Below are 18,203 nucleotides of genomic sequence, written 5' to 3'. Positions count from 1 at the left end.
AATCAAGGCAATAAAAAAACCTTTCAAAATGTAATCTTAAAAGGCTTTAAAACTTTAAATCGTAAAATTAGTCCAACAGAATCCAAATTGTTTTGCTAAAATCCTTAATTCCAACAGCAACTAAACCTATTTATTGAAGACACATCTAAAAACTGATTAATTCATTTTTTTCACAAACTCCAAAGCACGTCGTTCATTGTAATAAACATTGTCTTTATCTACAAAACCTACATGCCCTCCATATTTAGGCATTTCTAGATATACATTAGCGTTTTGCTTTGCCTCTTTGACAGGATAACAGGCGGCCGACAGAAAAGAATCGTTAAGCGCGTTTATAATTAAAGTTGGTGTTTTTATATGCGGCAGAAACTGTAAACTACTAGATTTTTCATAATAATCTAACGCATCTTTAAACCCGTGCGCTTTTGCCGTATACACGTCATCAAAATCTTTTAAGGTTTTAATCGCATTAAAATCGTCCATAGAAATATCATTAGGAAACTGCTCTAACTTAGGCTTAAGTTTTTCCTTTAAATGCCCTAAAAACCGAATCGCATAATGTTTGTTTTTAAAACTTAATAACGCTCCACAAGACCCTTTTAAATCGCAAGGAGACGATACCGCAATTACCGATTTTAATTCTTGAGGAAGAATACGATCTTCTCCAACATACTTCAGCACCAAATTAGCCCCAAGACTTATTCCTTTGATATACACCTCATCATACTGCCCTTTTGACAACACATGCTGCATTACCGCCTCTAAATCTTCAGTAGCTCCAGAATGGTAACTTCGGAATAACAAATTAGGAACCCCACTACAACTGCGAAAGTTAACCGCGCAGACATCAATAGCATTTTCATTAAACAATTTTGCCGCTCCTGTAATGTAAGGACGTTGCGCACTACCCTCTAAACCGTGAAGAAGAATAATAACTTTATTCGATTTTTCTTTAGCGTAGCTCCAATCTAGATCGAGAAAATCCGTATCCTCTAAAATGATACGTTCTCTGACCTGTTCTACTCCGTTCACCTTTCGAGCTAATCCTGAAAATACGGTTGACACAAAGCTTTTTTTCGCCCAGAATGGTGGTTTATAGGTTGACTCTAATATTGGCATCTTTTATGTTTCTATTGTATGAATTCACGTCAGTTCGAGTGAAATTGCTTTTTTACAATTTTGTATCGAGAACATATAAACGGAAATATCACCTAAAGCTTCTCGATACAATTTTTTCGTTCCTCAAAAATCACTCGAAGTGACGAATTTATTGAATTAGCACCTGTTATTTAAATACAGTAAACTCTATAGCTGAATCATTAAAGACCTTATGGGTCTGCTTCTGAAAATCGCTTTCCTTAGCTTCAAATATATTATCTACGTAGGTTTGAGGATTCGCATCGATATACGGGAAAAATGTGCTCTGTATTTGCACCTGAATCTTATGTCCTTTTTTAAAGGTATGAAATACGTCTTGCAACTTTAAATTCACTGCCGTTTTCTCGTTGGGCACAAAAGGCTCTGGTTGCGACATACTATTTCTAAAACGTCCTCTAATCACTTCACTACGCACCATCATGTGGTAATTACTTAATTTTAAATGATCTTGAACATCAGCCGTGTTTTTAGTATCAGCCGGAAATACATCGATGACTTTTACAATCCAATCGGCCGCTGTTCCTGTTGTAGAAACGTTTAATTTCGCCAAGATGTCACCTGCAAGCGTTACATCATCCTCTAATAGTTCAGTTTCAAAAGTTAAGACATCTAGACGTCTAGACGCAAAACGCTGATCGTCTGTCATAAACTTACGCGGTGTAAAACCAACACCAATATCTTCCGTGTAAGGAACAGGTTTTCTAGGGTCACTAACAAATTCTGATGCCGCTAACATACGATTAGCTTGTTTTGTTAAACGCTCGTTAGGTTGCATAAAATAACTTTCCTTAGTGGCGTTTTTAGGTGGCCAAGACGCAAACGACTGCCACTCTTTTGTACCGGTATTAAAAAACTGAGCTTCAGCCAAACCTGTATCGCCATTAGCTTCACCTTTTAAGAAATGATTAAAAAACTTGGTTTCAATATGTTTCTGAAAGTAATCAGAGATTCCATCCCCAAAATGAATATTCCCAACAACCTGTCTTTCACTATTTCTTGCCCAATCGCCATGACTCCAAGGTCCAAAAACAACGGTATTGTAATTATCACTATTCGCTTCAATATGCTTGTAAGTATTGAATGGCCCGTATAAATCTTCGGCATCAAATAAGCCCCCAACAACCATGGTAGCCGGTTTTATATCTTTTAAATGCTGAATAATACCACGAGATTGCCAAAATTCATCATACGTTACATGGGTTTTAATTTGTTCCATAAACACATTAGTACTGTCGTAATACTGATCTAACTTGCTTAAAGGCATATGATCTAAGAAAAATTGATGTTGATCTTCCGTCTTAAGATTTGGAAGACTATACCAAGCCGATGTTGTCGGCTCATCTTTCATATAACCAAATAAACCTGTTGCTCTCCAATAACTTAACATGTAAGCACCATTATGGATAAAATCATCAAAAAAGAAATCCCCAATACACGCTTGAGGCGATACAGCTTTTAATGCCGGATGCGCATCTAAAAGTGAATACGTCGCATAAAACCCTGGATAAGAAATCCCATAAGTCCCGACCTTCCCATTGTTATTGTCAATATTATTAACCAACCACTCAATAGTATCATAAGTATCACTTGCTTCATCAACTTGATTTCCTGTTTTATCTGGAATATAAGCACGCATATTATCATAAACCCCTTCGCTATTCCAACGACCACGCACATCTTGATACACCATAATATTTCCTTCTTCCATAAGGTATTTGTTAGGACCAATTTTAGATCTAAACTGATCTTCACCATAAGGTTTACAACTATACGGCGTTCGCATCATTAACATCGGATAGGTTTTACTCGTGTCTTTAGGCGAATATATGGTGGTGTGTAATTTTATACCATCGCGCATGGTAATCATCACCTCTTTTTTAGTGTAGTGTTCACTCGGATTGTACCCCCCCTCAACAGCAACTTCTGTTGTTTCTTTTAAGGTTGAGGTTTCCGAAGGCTTACAACTCGCAAGGGTTATAAAAATTAACAAAAAGAGGGTAATTCTTTGAAATATCATACTGATTAGATTTTAAAAATTTTAAAGATATGAAGTTTGCGTCCTATGCGTATAAGATTTTTAAAACCTAATAGGCTGGCGTTACTTTTAATGAAAATTTAATTGAAATGCATTTATAATATACGGTTGATAAACTACAAAAAACTTGCTCTAAGCGACTTCTACGGAGATGAATTCAAATTTACCACCATCAAATAAGCCTTTATCACTAAGTTTTAATGCAGGAATCACCAACAATGCCATAAAGGACAAACTCATATAAGGCGCATGAAGCTGACTGCCCAACGTTTTGGCCATTTTATCTAATTCTGAATAATGTTGACCAATAACCTCAGCATTTTGGTCACTCATAATTCCAGCCACAGGCAAAGGAATCACTTGTTCCTCAGTGTCCGAAACTGCACAAATACCGCCTTCATTTTCAATGAGAAGATTCACTGCCTTACAAATAGCTTCGTCCGACACCCCAATGGCAATTATATTATGCGAATCATGCCCTACAGAACTTGCAATAGCACCTTCCTTAAGGCCGAAGTTTTTAATAAACGCTATCGCTGGTTTCTCATTCTGATAACGATTTACAACCGTCATTTTTAAGACATCCGTTTCCGTATTAGAAACCAAATTTCCATCTTTAATGGTCGCATTCTCCGTAAGCGCGTTGGTTACGAGCTCGCCATCCACACATTCAATAACTTTAATTTTTGTGGTTTGCGACTCGAGTCTAAACTCTGAAACGTCTTTTTTACTCGTATTGAAATTATTGAGGTTTGTAAAGTGTACATGTTTTACTTTTGAAATGCCGCGATCAGACACTAATTCGCCATCAATATAAGTTTGAAGCGTTTTAAAGTCTTTTAAATCTTCCACAACAATACAATCTGCAGCATCACCAACATTTAACAATCCGACATCTAAATTGTAATGCTTCACCGGATTTACACAAGCAGCTTGCAACACTTTAAACACATCATTGCCTTTAGCAATCGCTCTTGCACAAAGTTGATTGATATGACCAACCAACAAATCATCTGGATGCTTATCATCACTACAAAACATCATATTTTCATAGTGTTCGTCTAACAAATCGATAAGGGCATTGAAATTTTTAGCCGCACTCCCCTCTCGGATAATCACCTTCATACCTTTTTGTAATTTCTCTAGACCTTCATCTAAAGTAAAACACTCGTGATCTGTAGAAATTCCTGCCGTAATATATTTTGTTAAATCGTCTCCTCGTAATCCTGGGGCATGACCATCAATTGGTTTATTATTGTGTTTTGCCCATTCAATTTTCTTTAAAACCTCAGCGTCATCATAAATCACACCTGGGTAATTCATCATTTCGGCTAAATATTTAATATCCGGATTTGCCATTAAGGTTTTAATAGCGTCAGAATCTATTACGGCGCCTGCAGACTCAAAACTTGTTGCTGGCACACAAGATGGGGCTCCAAAATTAAATTTAAAAGGCGTTTGCTTTCCGTTTTCAATCATAAACTCCACACCTTTTACACCAAGTACATTGGCTATTTCGTGAGGATCAGAAACCGTAGCAACCGTCCCGTGATTCACGGCAATTTTTGCAAACTCCGAAGGCACCAACATTGAACTTTCAATATGGATATGCGCATCTATAAAACCAGGAAGAATGTAATGATTTTCTTCGCAGTCCTTTGCTTCAACAGCGGCAATTTTACCGTTTTCAATGATGACCTCACCTTTAAAAATTCTTCGGTTTATAATATCTACAATGTTTCCTTTTAATTTCAAATTTCTAAATTTATAATTTCAAAACAAGCACAACTAAACAATACAAATCACTTAAAAACAATTTAATAAGTCAGTTTATCGAACTATAACTTTAAGCATCTGCTTTGTGTTTTCTGTGACTTTAAATCGGCCGTCGGCACGTTTTCCTACCAACCAGACCACCTTATCTCCAGAGGTTAAAACCCAAGTTTGTTCCTTTTCTACTAAGGATACTTTTTCGTCTTTCAGGTATTTACTCACCTTCTTTTTTCCGATCATTCCTAACGGCTGAAACACATCTCCAGCTTTCCATAAACGTAATTCTAGAGGGAATTTCACCAGATCCTTATCGACAAAAATACTATTTTTTGAAGTTTCAGGTCTCACCTCAACGTCCTCTAATCGGAGCTCCCCAATTGGCGTCTCTACAGCTTTATTATCCGCTTCAATTAAGATTGAAGTCTCACCATTTTCAGCTGGTTCTAAATCGGCTAAAATTAAAAACTCTCGATGTTTAATTAAACGGTGTGTGTTCGATTTTACCATTTTCCCCGATTGGGCCTCTAATAAATTCATCACATCATTCCACTCTGTAAACCCATAATGTTTAAAGATTTCAAACATATACGCTTTAGGATTGCTGAGCTTTTTAAACTCAACTACCTTAAAGGTTTGTCCATATTGATCATCAGCGACTAAGGCTTTCTTTAAAAAATTGGAAAGGCTATCCTCTACAATGTCCGCTGAATCCTTCAAATTGGTCATTGTGCTCTGAAAACTTGCTAAAAGCTGAGGGTTAATTTCCTTTAATAAAGGCACCACCTCATGGCGCAGTTTATTTCTCAGGTATTTTCGGGAGGCATTACTCGCATCTTCTCGCCACGTTATTTGATGGGCTTTAACGTAAGTTTCAATCTGACGTCTAGAAAACGGCAATAATGGCCGTACAATATTATTATTAATCAGCGGGATTCCGGTTAAGCCGTTGAGTCCTGTCCCGCGTGTAAAGTTAATAAGAAAGGTTTCGAGATTATCATCGGCATGATGTGCCGTGAGGATATAATCATAGTGAAGTTGTTGCGCTAACTCTGCAAACCAATCGTAACGCAACTCGCGCGCTGCCATTTGTATAGAACACTTATGAGTTTCTGAATACGGCTGGGTATCAAAATGCTGTACAAACACCTCTACCCCTAAGGTTTCGGCCAGTGCTACAACAAACGCTTCATCTTTATCACTTTCAGAAGCTCTTAGTTTAAAGTTACAATGTGCCAAAGCGATATCCAAGCCCATAGCATGACATAAATGCGCTAGTACCACGCTATCAATGCCCCCTGAAATAGCAATTATAAGTTTACTTTCTTTAAGTATAGAAAGCTTATTTTCGATATGATTATTAAAGTCTTTACGCACCGTTCAAAGGTATTGAATTTTATTCTTTCTAAAATTGAACCTGCTTTAAAAATTTAAAGGCTCATTCTTTAAATTGTATATTCATATTTTAACAAAAATTTCAATCTTAAACACTCATTATCAATAAATAAAACACAAGTACAATTTTAATAAATGTTTTTTTTAGGTTTAAACAAATGACGATTATCACATTAGAATCATTTCTTTTTAATTAACTTTAAGAGAATTTATAATTAAAAGGTTATGACTGTATCAGATAAATTATCACCAGAATCTGCAAGAACCACCTTTGACAAAAAGGTCCTTTCTGCACTCCCACATCTACATCCATACGTAAAACACAGAATATATATTGCTGAAAGCACCGGTATTTTACCTAAGAATATGTTTTCATCTAATGGACTCATTGATGAAAGTATCATTTTACTTTATGATCAGAAATTTGATCATAACGCTGATGCTATGGCCGTACGATTAGAGTTGTTTAAAATTGTAGATAACTATATGAACCTCCTTTTTAAAAACGAAGCTTATCATAAACAGACGATTAGTACAGATGATATCTTAAAAAATGAATTAGCAAAACTCAATGAAGATTATACGGTTGATGCTGATTTTGATTTTATCTTAAATACGGAGCTCAATGACATTTCTTATAAACAAGAAACTTCAGACCCTATACAGTTGTATGCCGATAAAGAATCGTCTTTATTAAAAGCTTTTGAGGTTAACAATCTGTCTTCAAGTCAATCTAATAAAGTCTTTAAACACCTCTACACTTGGCTTCCGTTTAATGTGTCTAATATTGTAGACTTGTATATTATAGGTAAACTAGACTTTGAAGCAATTGCCAAGATTAAAAACATTGAAACCAAACGTGTGATTGCAATTTTTGATAAAGTGAAGCGCACCTTTAGACGCCATATTGAATAACCATATGCTAAAGGCTTTTTTCAAGGCGAAGTGAAACGTAATTTTATATCAAACTTACTTTTCTAAAGCCTCACGCATGGCCTTAGCTTTGGTTAAGCATTCTTCGTATTCTTTTAGCGGATCACTTTTTGCAGTTATTGCACCACCAACCGAAAAGGACACGTAGTTTTCACTCGCATTATAAAGTATACTTCTAATGACCACATTAAAATCGAAATCTCCCTGTGGCGTAAAATACCCGATTGCTCCGGAATAGAGACCGCGTTTGGCATCTTCCAAATCTTCAATAATGCTCATGGCTGAAATTTTAGGGACGCCCGTCATACTTCCCATAGGAAACGTTGATGCAATAATATCTGCCGGATGAGTTTCTGGAGACACTGTTGACGCTACGGTAGAAATCATTTGATGCACTTGCAAAAAGGAATACACCTTACAGAGTTCCTTTACCTCCACACTCCCTTTCAGCGCGGTATGCGATAAATCATTACGCACGAGATCTACAATCATAATATTTTCACTGCGTTCCTTAACATCTTCAACTAAGTCTTGCTTTAACTTGGCATCATATTCCGAATCTAAAGCACGTTTAGCTGTTCCTTTTATAGGTTGCGATATCACCGTATGCCTCGTTTTCTGGATGTATCGCTCGGGTGATGCCGATAATACATAACGATCAAAATGTTTAAAAAAAGTAGCGAAAGGCGGCTTAGAAATACTATTTAGAGTTTTAAAGGTTTCAAGCGGATTAATACTACTGTTTTCAGCATAAAACTCCTGACAAAAATTAGCTTCATAAATATCCCCACGATGAATATGAGCCAACATGTCGTTTAACTTTTCAAAATAAGCTTCCTTAGACGTTCGTAATTTAATTTTAAGACCCGTTTTAGATTTAGAAATTTCAGGTGCTATAAAGTTTTCAATAGCTAGGAGATCCTGTTCTATCTCATCATCTACCATTTTAAGATACTGTATTTCTACTTGATCGCCTTGAATTAAAAATAACTTTTGAGGTTGAAAAAAATACAGATCCGGAAACCCTAAACCATCAAAATTTTGAGATTTTAAAGGTTCTTTACCATTTTTTAAATCATAGGTGAGATAGCCAAAAATCCAATCTTCAGTTGTTGATTGGTATTCCTTTAAACGGCTAAATCCCTCATCGTAATCTGTGGTTATAGATGTAAAGGCTTCTACGGCCAACACGGCATCATAACGACTGTATTCATCTTTATGTTGGTTAGAGTCTAGCCAAACGACATCTGTAAATTGCTGAGCCCAAAGCAATACGTTTTGCTTAAAGGTCTCTAGGTCTTTTGGGGAATAAATACGCTGTGTTCTCAATACTCAAATAATTGCCGCAATTTACCGAAATTAAAGCTTGTAGGGAAATAAATTTCCAAGCTCTGCCATTTTAAAACCTAGAGAAGAATTGTATCTTTCACCAAAAATTAAACTCCATGTACAGTATAAAAAATGAGTTCCTTAATATAGGTATAAAAGCTAAAGGTGCAGAATTAAGTCAAATCACCTCAGCGCAACATCAAACGGAATTTATGTGGCAAGCCGACCCTAAATTTTGGGGCAGCTCAGCACCCAACTTATTTCCTATTATTGGTTGTATGAAGGAGGATTTCTATACCTATGAGGGCCAAACTTACAAGATGCCAAAACATGGTTTTGCTAGACATAACGAAAATTTTACGGTAAGCAACCAAACCGATTCTAGTATTACATTTGTACTCACGTCAGATGAGACCCTTTATGCCCTCTACCCTTTTAAGTTTGAGTTGCACATTACTTATACACTTACTGAAAACACCCTCTCCGTACATCATAAGGTTAAAAACTTAGATATTAAACCGCTTTATTTTTCATTAGGAGGCCATCCTGCTTTTAATTGCCCTATTAATGCCGATGAAGAGTATAGTGATTACTTTTTAGAATTTGAAAAGCCTGAAGAGAGTCCATCTTATTTACTCAATATGAGCAGCGGTTTGTTAACGGAACACACAAAGCCTGTCTTTACTGAAGGGAACATCATAAAATTACGTCCCGATTTATTTGACGAAGATGCTTTAATTTTCAAATCTTTAAACTCTAGAGTTATCAATTTAAAGCATAAGTCTGAAGGCTTACTTCTCAAGGTTAATTTTGAAGATTTTAAGCAACTCGGTATTTGGGCTAAACCCAATGCCCCGTATGTCTGCATAGAGCCATGGTTAGGTTATGCCGACCTTGAAACTACCGATCAAAACATAAAAACTAAGGACGGAATTTTAGAGCTAGAAGCCGCTTCAACTTTCTCTGCTGCATACCATATTAGCATAGAAAAAAATCGTTTAGTGTAAGTTGATTAATAAAGTAGTAGCTTTGCACCAAAATATGACAACGTGACTTTTAACGATCTTAACTTAAATACGCCTTTATATAACGCCTTAGATGACTTAGGGTTTACAACCCCTACACCGATACAGGCTGAATCCTTTAATGTGGTTGCAGCTGGTAAAGATGTTGTTGGTATAGCACAAACAGGTACCGGGAAAACCTTTGCCTATATGCTTCCAATACTTAAAAACCTCCCTTTTTCTAAGCAAGACAATCCTAGAGTTTTAATCTTGGTACCGACTCGAGAATTAGTCGTTCAGGTGGTTAGTGAAATTGAAAAGCTTTCCAAATACATTAATAATCGTGTTTTAGGAGTTTACGGAGGCACCAACATCAACACTCAAAAACAAGCGGTTGCACAAGGGCAAGATATTATTGTAGCCACTCCTGGTCGTTTGTATGATTTAGCAGTGAGTCGTGTTTTACAGTTAAAATCCATTCAGAAATTAGTTATTGATGAAGTTGATGTGATGTTAGATCTTGGATTTAGACACCAACTTCTTAATATATTTGACATCTTACCAGAGCGTCGTCAGAATATTATGTACTCGGCTACAATGACAAAGGATGTAGACGATTTAATTGTGGACTTCTTTAAGAAACCATCTAAAATTGCAATTGCCGTATCCGGAACACCTTTAGAGAATATCACTCAGGTACGCTACGATGTCCCTAATTTTTACACTAAAGTAAATTTATTAGAACACTTACTTAGCGATAAAGAGATGTTTTCTAAAGTCTTAATATTTGTGGCTTATAAGAAAATGGCAGATCGCTTATTTGATCAGCTCGAAGAATTATACCCAGGACAGTCTTGTGTGATTCACTCTAACAAAACACAAAACTACAGATTACGTAGTATTGAGCAGTTTAGAGAAGGTGAAAACAGACTGTTGGTTGCTACAGATGTTATGGCGCGTGGATTAGATATCGAAGGCGTTTCTCATGTTATCAATTTTGATACTCCAGATTATCCTGAAAACTATATGCACCGTATTGGACGAACAGGCCGTGCTGAAAAGAAAGGCCAATCATTGTTATTTTCTACCGCTAAAGAGCAAGAAGGTTTAGAACGTATTGAAACCTTAATGCAAATGAAAATAGAGACGCTTGAAATTCCGGAAGAGGTAACGATATCTACCGAATTAATAGAAGAAGAGCGTCCGCAGATTAGAGAGCGTAACAATCCTACTAAGCGTCGTGATGAAGATGCTCCTGGACCGGCTTTTCATGAGAAGAAGGAAAAGAACAAAAAGGAAAATTTAGGAGGTTCTTATAAATTTAAGATTGCAGCAAAATATAAAAAGCCTAAAACAAGAGGTGATAAGAACTATAACAAACGCAATAAGAAAAAGTAATTGTTCTAATTGCCTTTAGCAGCAGCCATTACAGCATGCTTAGTCCTCAAGACACAATTGCTCTGAAGTAACGTGCATAAGCTCCTGAAGTTTTTTATCTTGAGGACGTATAGCGTGCGCCAATTGAAACTCAGAATAGGCCGCTGAGATTTTGCCTTTAGCTAAACGGTTTTCTCCAGATTTCATTAAAAAGTTAAACGCCTTATCATCCTCTTGCAAGCTTAGCAGCTGGACTTTATTCTGATGCTGTTTAAAGCTTTGTTCCAAATTAGGAATGCACAGCAACATAACAAATCCTAAGACGAAACCGAAAATGATTCCAAAATCATAGGTCGGCCTTGGTTTTGAAGGTTGTATTTTAAATTTCCGACTATAAGTAGGCAAGGCTGTAAAGGACTTTTTGCGTTGAATAGAAAAAGGGGCACGTGCTCGCATCCCATAAATCCATTTTTGCATTCCTAAACCCATGTATCCCATTATAAATCTTTACCTTATAAGTCTATATTTAGATATCATTGTTACACAAATCAGTAAAAATAAAAAACCCGTTAGCTTTTTAATGCTAACGGGTTTTCTTATAACGTGTGTGTAGGTTATTGACCACTGGCCGCTTTTAAAGCATCTAATTGACGCTGCAAAGCATTAATCTTTTCAGTTTGATCCTCTACTTTAGGAATCTCTATAATAGAATCTGTCGCTTGGATTAGAATATCTTCGTCTTGCGGTTCTTTTTTAAAATAATAGCCAATACCTTCACTAGCTCTCCACGCCTCATTAAGTTGATTATAGACTTCTTCATCCCATGTACTTGGGTGTTTTACATCAATCCAAATGACGTCTCTATATTCGCTATCAATTAAAACCAAATCTGGGGTTGCTGCCCCATCAAATTGTTGAGAGTCTGTTGCACTTATAGACGAAATAGTTCCTAAGAAAAACATACGTTTTCGGCCTGCAATATTTTTAATATAAGGTCTAAACTCCACCGGTGTACTCGCATTCCAATCATACTCTTTACGAGATTCTTTAACTTTTAATGGCATAGCCGATACCCCAGCATACCCTTGTTTTTTAGAGGCATGATCATAATAGTACAACTCATCAGTACCATCTGCAGGAACAAAAACACTATAACTTAAACTGGTACGCTCATTCCCTACGGGTTCTAACCCGAACCAATGGTACAAGCCACTATAGGCATTAGAATTAGAACCTGAAAAATCAAAATCCGTAACGTAAGGCTGTTGGTTCTGATCTTTTGGCATCACAGGAATTTTTACGGCAGTCTCCATATTCCATGGTAATGGATCACTGAATCCGCCTAAGAACTTTAAGGATTCGGCTTGTAATTGCGATACTTTTTCAGACAAGGTGTTTTGTTTATTTAAAAAGGGATAGTTTTTTATCTCATCAGGACTCACATAAGTCCCTTTTCCTATGGTAATACGTTCTAAATAATCATTAAAATCATGTTCTCCATTTTCAATAATCATAACTCCACCAAAACTAGGATACGGAAAAAAGAACCCTTTCCACTTAATTAAACTCACCACTTGAACCCATTCCCCTGAATCGTTTTTCATATAAAAGGTATCACTTGGCTCGTGGTTAAAAAGCATCCACGGGTTAAAGCGTTGCACCACGGCATTGTAGGTATTCCTACTAAATTTTAAGGATTCGCCTATTGAAAACGTCACACTTACACGGTTTTCATTTGAAAATCGTGGAAACGGTGTTGTACTGCTTACAGAAAATACTTCTTCTGTATTGTCATTAATACGTTGCATCACGTATTTTTCACTCGGTTGAATGGCCATTGTCCATTTATTCTGATCATCCACTCTAACCAAATGAGGTAAAGACACATCTTTAGTTTCACCAACACTTTCACGCCCCATAGAATGAATATTTCGCAAAGGTTGAATACGTTCATTTTGAGTAAGCGGCAACTCATTAATTTCAACCTTATGCATGCTATTAAACACATTGTAGGTTTTCATGTAGTCGTACATTTTAAAATGCCAACCCACGAGGTATAACAATCCAAAAAACGCAATAAGCAATGCTAAAACCCCTAAACGCGTACTGACTTGCGCTGAATTTCTAAATTTTCGTAAGCCAAAGAACAGGACCAAACTACTGAATAGAATTATAAAAATGAATTTTCTAATAAACAGTAATACAGGTTGATAATCGTCCCTAAAAAAGAACAATAACCCAACCATAATTAAGCCGACCAAAATGACAATTCCTTTTTGCTTTCCGCCTTTACTCCAATACTTTTTTATCATAATTCCTTGTTATTCCTACCGCAGTAGAACTCTAATTATATTATTTTTTAAATATTGCCTGCAATTCAGCAGACGCTCTTATTTTTTTTATCGCAATAGGGTTTCACTCCTAGGCTTTACAACAATCCTTTATCTTTTAAGCGGTCTCTAGCACTTGGCTTATTCGCTTCTAAATTTGTTTTAATTTCTTCCTTGGCCTCTTCAACCACTTTAGGATCTCTAACTTTTAAATCCTCAATAAAATCTTTACCTTTTTCTACAACATCTTCAAACCTATCTTCTATAGAATCGCTTTGTTCCTCTATAACTTCAGAAGTTTTAATTACAAAGCTTGCTAAATAAGTACCGATTAAGGTTCCCACAATAAAAGATGCAAACGCCGAAACCCCATAATAAGAACTAAATACAGCAATAGGCGTTAAAAACTCAATGATCAGTGCCGCTAAAAGCACAAAACTAACCACAAAGACCAAGCGTGGTAAAAAGCTCTGCTGGTAAATAAAGCCTTTGGGATTATTCGGACTCATTTGAAGGGCCTTGCTATTCACCATTTTATTTAAAAAACGGTAGGCGCCATTACCATTAGACTCTCTCCAGTACAGAAAAATTCCGAATAAAATAGCCGTAATAAATATAACGAGTTCTAGTCCCATGGTTTATTTTTTTTAGGTTGAACGCTTACGCAACGGCATTAGAAATACGCTGTAAACAGCATTCAACACGATTAATATTTTAATTTAAGATTCCGCTATTAAGCAAAATACAGTCTTATACCTTATAGGTCTCAAAAACTTAGATATTGTTACGAATACGCTCAATAACCCAGTCTTTAAAAGAATCTTCCCAAGTGGCATAATGCTTATAAAACTGCTCTTTATCATACCAATATAAAAATAGCACATCTTTTGGCGCAATATTAATAAGTAATTTATGAATTAAATCGCGATGATCCGCAGACAACGAAGAATGCGGTTGGTGTAAAGCAAAATATAAAGAGGGCTCTACAATATCTTCGATTTTATAAGCATTGCTACGCTCTAATTTTTCGAGATAAATTTCGACACTCATCACCTGCTTCCGAGCTTCAATATCAATTTTGTTAAGATAACTTTTAAACAAGACTTTATCATCTAAAATCGTCGCTAAAGGATGCTGAGGTTCTTTTATGAACTGTGCCAATTCAAATTTCTTTATACGATCGTAATTAGCCGTTTTTACAATAGCCTCTAAGTCACACTCAATAATGATATGATCTTTCAGTTTATCCATTAACTCGGGTTGCGAAATGTGATAAATTAAAACCTCGTGTACGGTGTCTTTAATGGCTTCTTTATAGCTGGCTTTACTTACAAAAATTACGATCGTTTTTATAAAATCGCGAAGCAAATAAACCCCACCAAAGGCCCGTGTATAAAAGGAGCTCACTGAAAAATTTAAAGCCTGCAAGTGCAAATCCCTATGTCTTAAATCGCCATAAGCTTTGGCCGAATTTAGCAGTTGTTGCTGAAGGGTTTCGTCAATAAAATTATTTCCGTTTTTAAAGGTATCTACAAGCGCTAACTGCTCTCTTTGTTTGTCTTCAAGCTGATTTATAAGCCTAAAAGAGATTGTAACACTGCTGTATTTTAAGACTTCTAAAGGCTCATAAAATACATCAATACCTTGGTCAAAATCAATACAAATTGCCGCGTCTCTCGTTATATCATTAATTTTATCGCCGTGAGTTTTAAAAATTAACTGCATCATCTCTCTATCAAAAGAGTGGTATGGCAAATACACCGGTTTATTTTTCTGCAAAGGAGAAATGATAATACCATGAGGGTTCGCATCGCCATGATTAAGGTAATGATTATCCTTTTTTTCTTCAGCAATTTCAGGACTCCACCCAATACCGTCAATTGAAAACGATGTTAATTTTGTTGGACTAAACCCTAAGGTTTTTAGACATTTGTTATAACGCTCAACCAGTTTTCCGTTAATAGGAATGAGTTCACTTCTAAATAAATTGGCTTCTTTTAATTTGTTCATTTTATACCCTTTCGGAATTCCTTTTACTTCTTTCTATTCTAAATCGTTCATCTTCTTTATCTTTAGAAGATGTTTAACTTAACCCAGCAATTTATGGATTTGCGCATATTGCACTAACATAATTGTTTTAGCGTCTCTAATTTCTTCGGAAGCTATCATAGCTACAACTTTGGCAAATGGAAGTTCTAATACTTCTATTTCTTCGTTTTCACTTTCCAAACCGCCGCCTTCACTGATTTTTGTAGCCTCGGAATATTCTGCCACATATAAAAACATTTTTTCAGTCAAAGCCCCGGGTGAGGTATAAGCTTTATACACTTGCTTAGCGTCCTTTATCTTATAGCCCACTTCTTCCTCGGTTTCTCTTATCACGGTCTCTAAAGGATCATCATTATGTTCAATAGAACCCGCACAAACCTCTATAGACATGCCTTCATCTTCGGTGTTTTCATAGATAGGCATTCGGAATTGTTTGGTTAAAATTATCGTTCCTTTCTCCACATTATAAAGTAAGATTGCCGCGCCATTTCCGCGATTATAACATTCTCTTGATACCGATTTCCAGGCGCCATCTTCAAACTGAAAATCATAATCAATTCGAGTTAATGTGGCCCATTCCTCAGAAAGGATGGTTTTTGTAATGTTTTTAATCTTATTCATAAATAAAAGGTTCAATTATAGGTTCTAAATTAAAGGTTTTTGTGAAAATCAAGCGTATTAGCCTTTAAACTCTGCTCTCGCTTTGGTTTCTATTTCTAATTGGTGTACTCTTGAAGCGACTTGACGTTTAAAATCAGTGTCCGCAATCGTGGCCACGTTATCTAAATAACGAATCACTTCTTGACGTCTAATATCTGAAAAATTTAAACCTTTCATATTAGACTTCATTAATTCCTGAAGCATTTGAAACTTGCTGTTGTAATTTTTTTTGAAATACTTCTCAGGGTGCTCAAACCAATCTTGTTCTAAATCGAAATCTGTTAATCGTAAAGATATAGCCGATTGGATATTACGAACATCTCTTGAAGAGAAAAACGGAAATATCTTCTGAATTTCTTTATACAGCGCCGCGTAAAACATATGATCGGTTTTATCATGAAGTTGTTCAGCCTTATCAAAAGCTTCATGAACTCGGGCTTCTGAAGGTACATCCAAGGCATGAAGAATTTCTCCCATACTATTGGCTAAACCTTGTTCTGACAAGTATTTGTACACTTCAGGATCGTTCATATTTACAAAATCAGGCATGGTATCTTGTAATTTCTTCCACCAAATATAATCCTGATCTACAAAATCGTGCTTGGTACGTGCCCCATCAATCTTAAAACGACCTTGCACACGAGAAATGACAGCTTTATCGAGCATTTCAGGAAGGTTGGTAAATAAGCCAATAGAACTATTCCCATAATTAACGGCATAAGCACCTTCTGTATATCTCAAGAAAACCCCAATCACTTCTTTTACTCCGGCAGAAACCCCTTGCGTGGTTCGTTCTTGTAAATTATTTTCAGCATCATCAATTGGAGCAAAAATCAGTTTTGTGGGATCTTGCATAGGCTTCATCCACTCTACCATTTTCTCTGCCGATCCTCCTTGAAACGTACTAATAAGGGTATCTGGCATTGGGTGAAACAAAAATGGAATGTCTAAATGGTCTGCATGTTCTTTTAATCGGGTGGCAATGGCCGCAATAAGCATACTTTTACCGGTTCCTGGAATACCATAGCCCATAAAAACCGGCATAAATCCGCCTAATTCTTGAAATGGATTTTTCTTCGCCTCAAAATCATAACTCAACATACGTTCCGTTAAACGTCGTGCAAAATGTTTGGCATCCCTATTTCCTACAATTTGTTCAAACTGAATTTTATTGAATTCAATACTTTTGGCCGTCCCAGAAAACACATTGTCCCAACCTGAAATAGCAAAGTCTGATTTCTCTAGTTTATAGGTTCTATCTAAAATGGTTTCGGTATACTCCAAACTGCTTTTACGCAATTGAATTTCTTCAATTAAAGCCTCAAAATACACCACGGTAAAATCTAAAACATCTTGATCTGAATTTATAATTTCAGGATGTCCTAAGTATTTATCGTAGTAAAATAGCTGACAAGAAATTCCTTTTAACGGTGTTAAAAAAGACACCTCGGGAATTCCTGCAAACTTTTGCTTCATTACCGACAAATCATCTGAGGTATGCGGTTTTAAATCATGTAATATTTTATACGACAAGGCAAACAACATAAAAGCAGTTGCCGTATGCATTTTACTCTCATACTCCCGACGTCCGGAACGGTCTAAAGCCGATTTATTTTCACTTAAACTCGATAAACCTGAAGCATCGTAATATGAATCTTTAATCCAAGTTCCTAATACCAAGCCTTCTTGGACCGCGTATAAGGTCTGGTTTAATAATATCGGTAAGGCTACCGACTCTGGTAATAACCGTTTTTTTAACGATAATATCGTTTTAGAAACCGACGTAATACTCACATTACCTCCATTATTGGCTCGAGATAAATATAATAATATGGATTGATCTTTAGTATCGCCCTCTCTGTTTTTTGCGCGCTGACTCTGCTCCCACTGAATGGACTTTAAATAAGAGGTGGCTTCATCGCGAAGCATATCTAATTCATTAATTTTTATAGGAAAAGTAGTGTTGTGTTCCATATGTATTGTGTCTTCTATAATGCGTACGCCGGTTTCAAAAATTACTGTAGCCGCCTACGCTTACTTTATTTAATTTCAGTCTCAATTTTTAGTGCTTGACCATGTAGCCTATTCTTGATACTTTTAATTTGTTTTTATTTTATAACTTGAATTCATCGAGATTTTGCCATAACCACATCACGTTCTTGC

14 protein-coding genes are annotated in these 18,203 nt (G+C 36.2%); 3 read left to right on the top strand and 11 right to left on the bottom strand.

The window, feature by feature from the left end; translation table 11 throughout:
• Positions 1–156: 156 nt before the first annotated feature.
• From DFQ08_RS08635 to tilS, 4 genes are all read right to left on the bottom strand, one after another.
• The gene (locus DFQ08_RS08635; protein ID WP_114309591.1) at positions 157–1,119 is read right to left on the bottom strand and encodes a YheT family hydrolase; all 963 of its coding nucleotides are present in this window, start codon (positions 1,117–1,119) and stop codon (positions 157–159) included.
• Between the two features lie 166 nt (positions 1,120–1,285).
• The gene (locus DFQ08_RS08630) at positions 1,286–3,175 is read right to left on the bottom strand and encodes a CocE/NonD family hydrolase (RefSeq protein WP_114309590.1); all 1,890 of its coding nucleotides are present in this window, start codon (positions 3,173–3,175) and stop codon (positions 1,286–1,288) included.
• Positions 3,176–3,325: 150 nt separating this feature from the next.
• Positions 3,326–4,948 carry an adenine deaminase gene (gene ade, locus DFQ08_RS08625; RefSeq protein ID WP_114309589.1) on the bottom strand — a complete coding sequence of 541 codons (1,623 nt, stop codon included), beginning with the start codon at positions 4,946–4,948 and terminating at the stop codon, positions 3,326–3,328.
• Positions 4,949–5,023: 75 nt separating this feature from the next.
• Positions 5,024–6,340, bottom strand: coding sequence for a tRNA lysidine(34) synthetase TilS (tilS, locus tag DFQ08_RS08620; RefSeq protein ID WP_114309588.1), 1,317 nt, complete (start codon positions 6,338–6,340; stop codon positions 5,024–5,026).
• A gap of 243 nt (positions 6,341–6,583) precedes the next feature.
• Here tilS and DFQ08_RS08615 point away from each other — a divergent pair, with 243 nt between their 5' ends.
• Positions 6,584–7,273, top strand: a complete 690-nt coding sequence (locus tag DFQ08_RS08615; RefSeq protein WP_114309587.1) for a hypothetical protein — start codon at positions 6,584–6,586, stop codon at positions 7,271–7,273.
• Between the two features lie 54 nt (positions 7,274–7,327).
• Here DFQ08_RS08615 and DFQ08_RS08610 read toward each other — a convergent pair whose 3' ends face one another.
• Positions 7,328–8,620 (bottom strand): anthranilate synthase component I family protein, encoded by a 1,293-nt coding sequence (locus tag DFQ08_RS08610; protein ID WP_114309586.1) that lies wholly within the window; start codon positions 8,618–8,620, stop codon positions 7,328–7,330.
• Positions 8,621–8,736: 116 nt separating this feature from the next.
• On the opposite strand from DFQ08_RS08610, the gene DFQ08_RS08605 reads away from it, so the two are divergent.
• Both DFQ08_RS08605 and DFQ08_RS08600 read left to right on the top strand, forming a co-directional pair.
• A complete protein-coding gene (locus DFQ08_RS08605; protein WP_114309585.1) occupies positions 8,737–9,627 on the top strand; it encodes an aldose 1-epimerase family protein in 891 nt (296 codons plus the stop codon).
• A 42-nt stretch (positions 9,628–9,669) separates the two neighbouring features.
• Complete coding sequence (locus DFQ08_RS08600; RefSeq protein ID WP_114309584.1) at positions 9,670–11,022, top strand: DEAD/DEAH box helicase; 1,353 nt, start codon at positions 9,670–9,672, stop codon at positions 11,020–11,022.
• A 39-nt stretch (positions 11,023–11,061) separates the two neighbouring features.
• Here DFQ08_RS08600 and DFQ08_RS08595 read toward each other — a convergent pair whose 3' ends face one another.
• From DFQ08_RS08595 to DFQ08_RS08570, 6 genes are all read right to left on the bottom strand, one after another.
• A complete protein-coding gene (locus DFQ08_RS08595; RefSeq protein ID WP_114309583.1) occupies positions 11,062–11,499 on the bottom strand; it encodes a hypothetical protein in 438 nt (145 codons plus the stop codon).
• Positions 11,500–11,615: 116 nt separating this feature from the next.
• The gene (locus DFQ08_RS08590) at positions 11,616–13,313 is read right to left on the bottom strand and encodes a hypothetical protein (protein ID WP_114309582.1); all 1,698 of its coding nucleotides are present in this window, start codon (positions 13,311–13,313) and stop codon (positions 11,616–11,618) included.
• A 116-nt stretch (positions 13,314–13,429) separates the two neighbouring features.
• Positions 13,430–13,966: a hypothetical protein gene (locus tag DFQ08_RS08585; protein ID WP_114309581.1), complete on the bottom strand. Its 537-nt coding sequence runs from the start codon at positions 13,964–13,966 to the stop codon at positions 13,430–13,432.
• A gap of 139 nt (positions 13,967–14,105) precedes the next feature.
• Positions 14,106–15,341 carry a DUF6638 family protein gene (locus tag DFQ08_RS08580; RefSeq protein WP_114309580.1) on the bottom strand — a complete coding sequence of 412 codons (1,236 nt, stop codon included), beginning with the start codon at positions 15,339–15,341 and terminating at the stop codon, positions 14,106–14,108.
• 78 nt (positions 15,342–15,419) lie between these two features.
• Positions 15,420–16,001 (bottom strand): NUDIX domain-containing protein, encoded by a 582-nt coding sequence (locus tag DFQ08_RS08575; RefSeq protein WP_114309579.1) that lies wholly within the window; start codon positions 15,999–16,001, stop codon positions 15,420–15,422.
• A gap of 57 nt (positions 16,002–16,058) precedes the next feature.
• Positions 16,059–18,014 (bottom strand): AAA family ATPase, encoded by a 1,956-nt coding sequence (locus DFQ08_RS08570; RefSeq protein WP_114309578.1) that lies wholly within the window; start codon positions 18,012–18,014, stop codon positions 16,059–16,061.
• Positions 18,015–18,203 lie beyond the last annotated feature (189 nt).

Source organism: Winogradskyella arenosi (assembly GCF_003337305.1).
Taxonomy (GTDB): Bacteria; Bacteroidota; Bacteroidia; order Flavobacteriales; family Flavobacteriaceae; genus Winogradskyella; species Winogradskyella arenosi.
The sequence above is the reverse complement of the archived record's forward strand: the minus strand, read 5'-3'. Positions and strand labels throughout refer to the sequence as shown.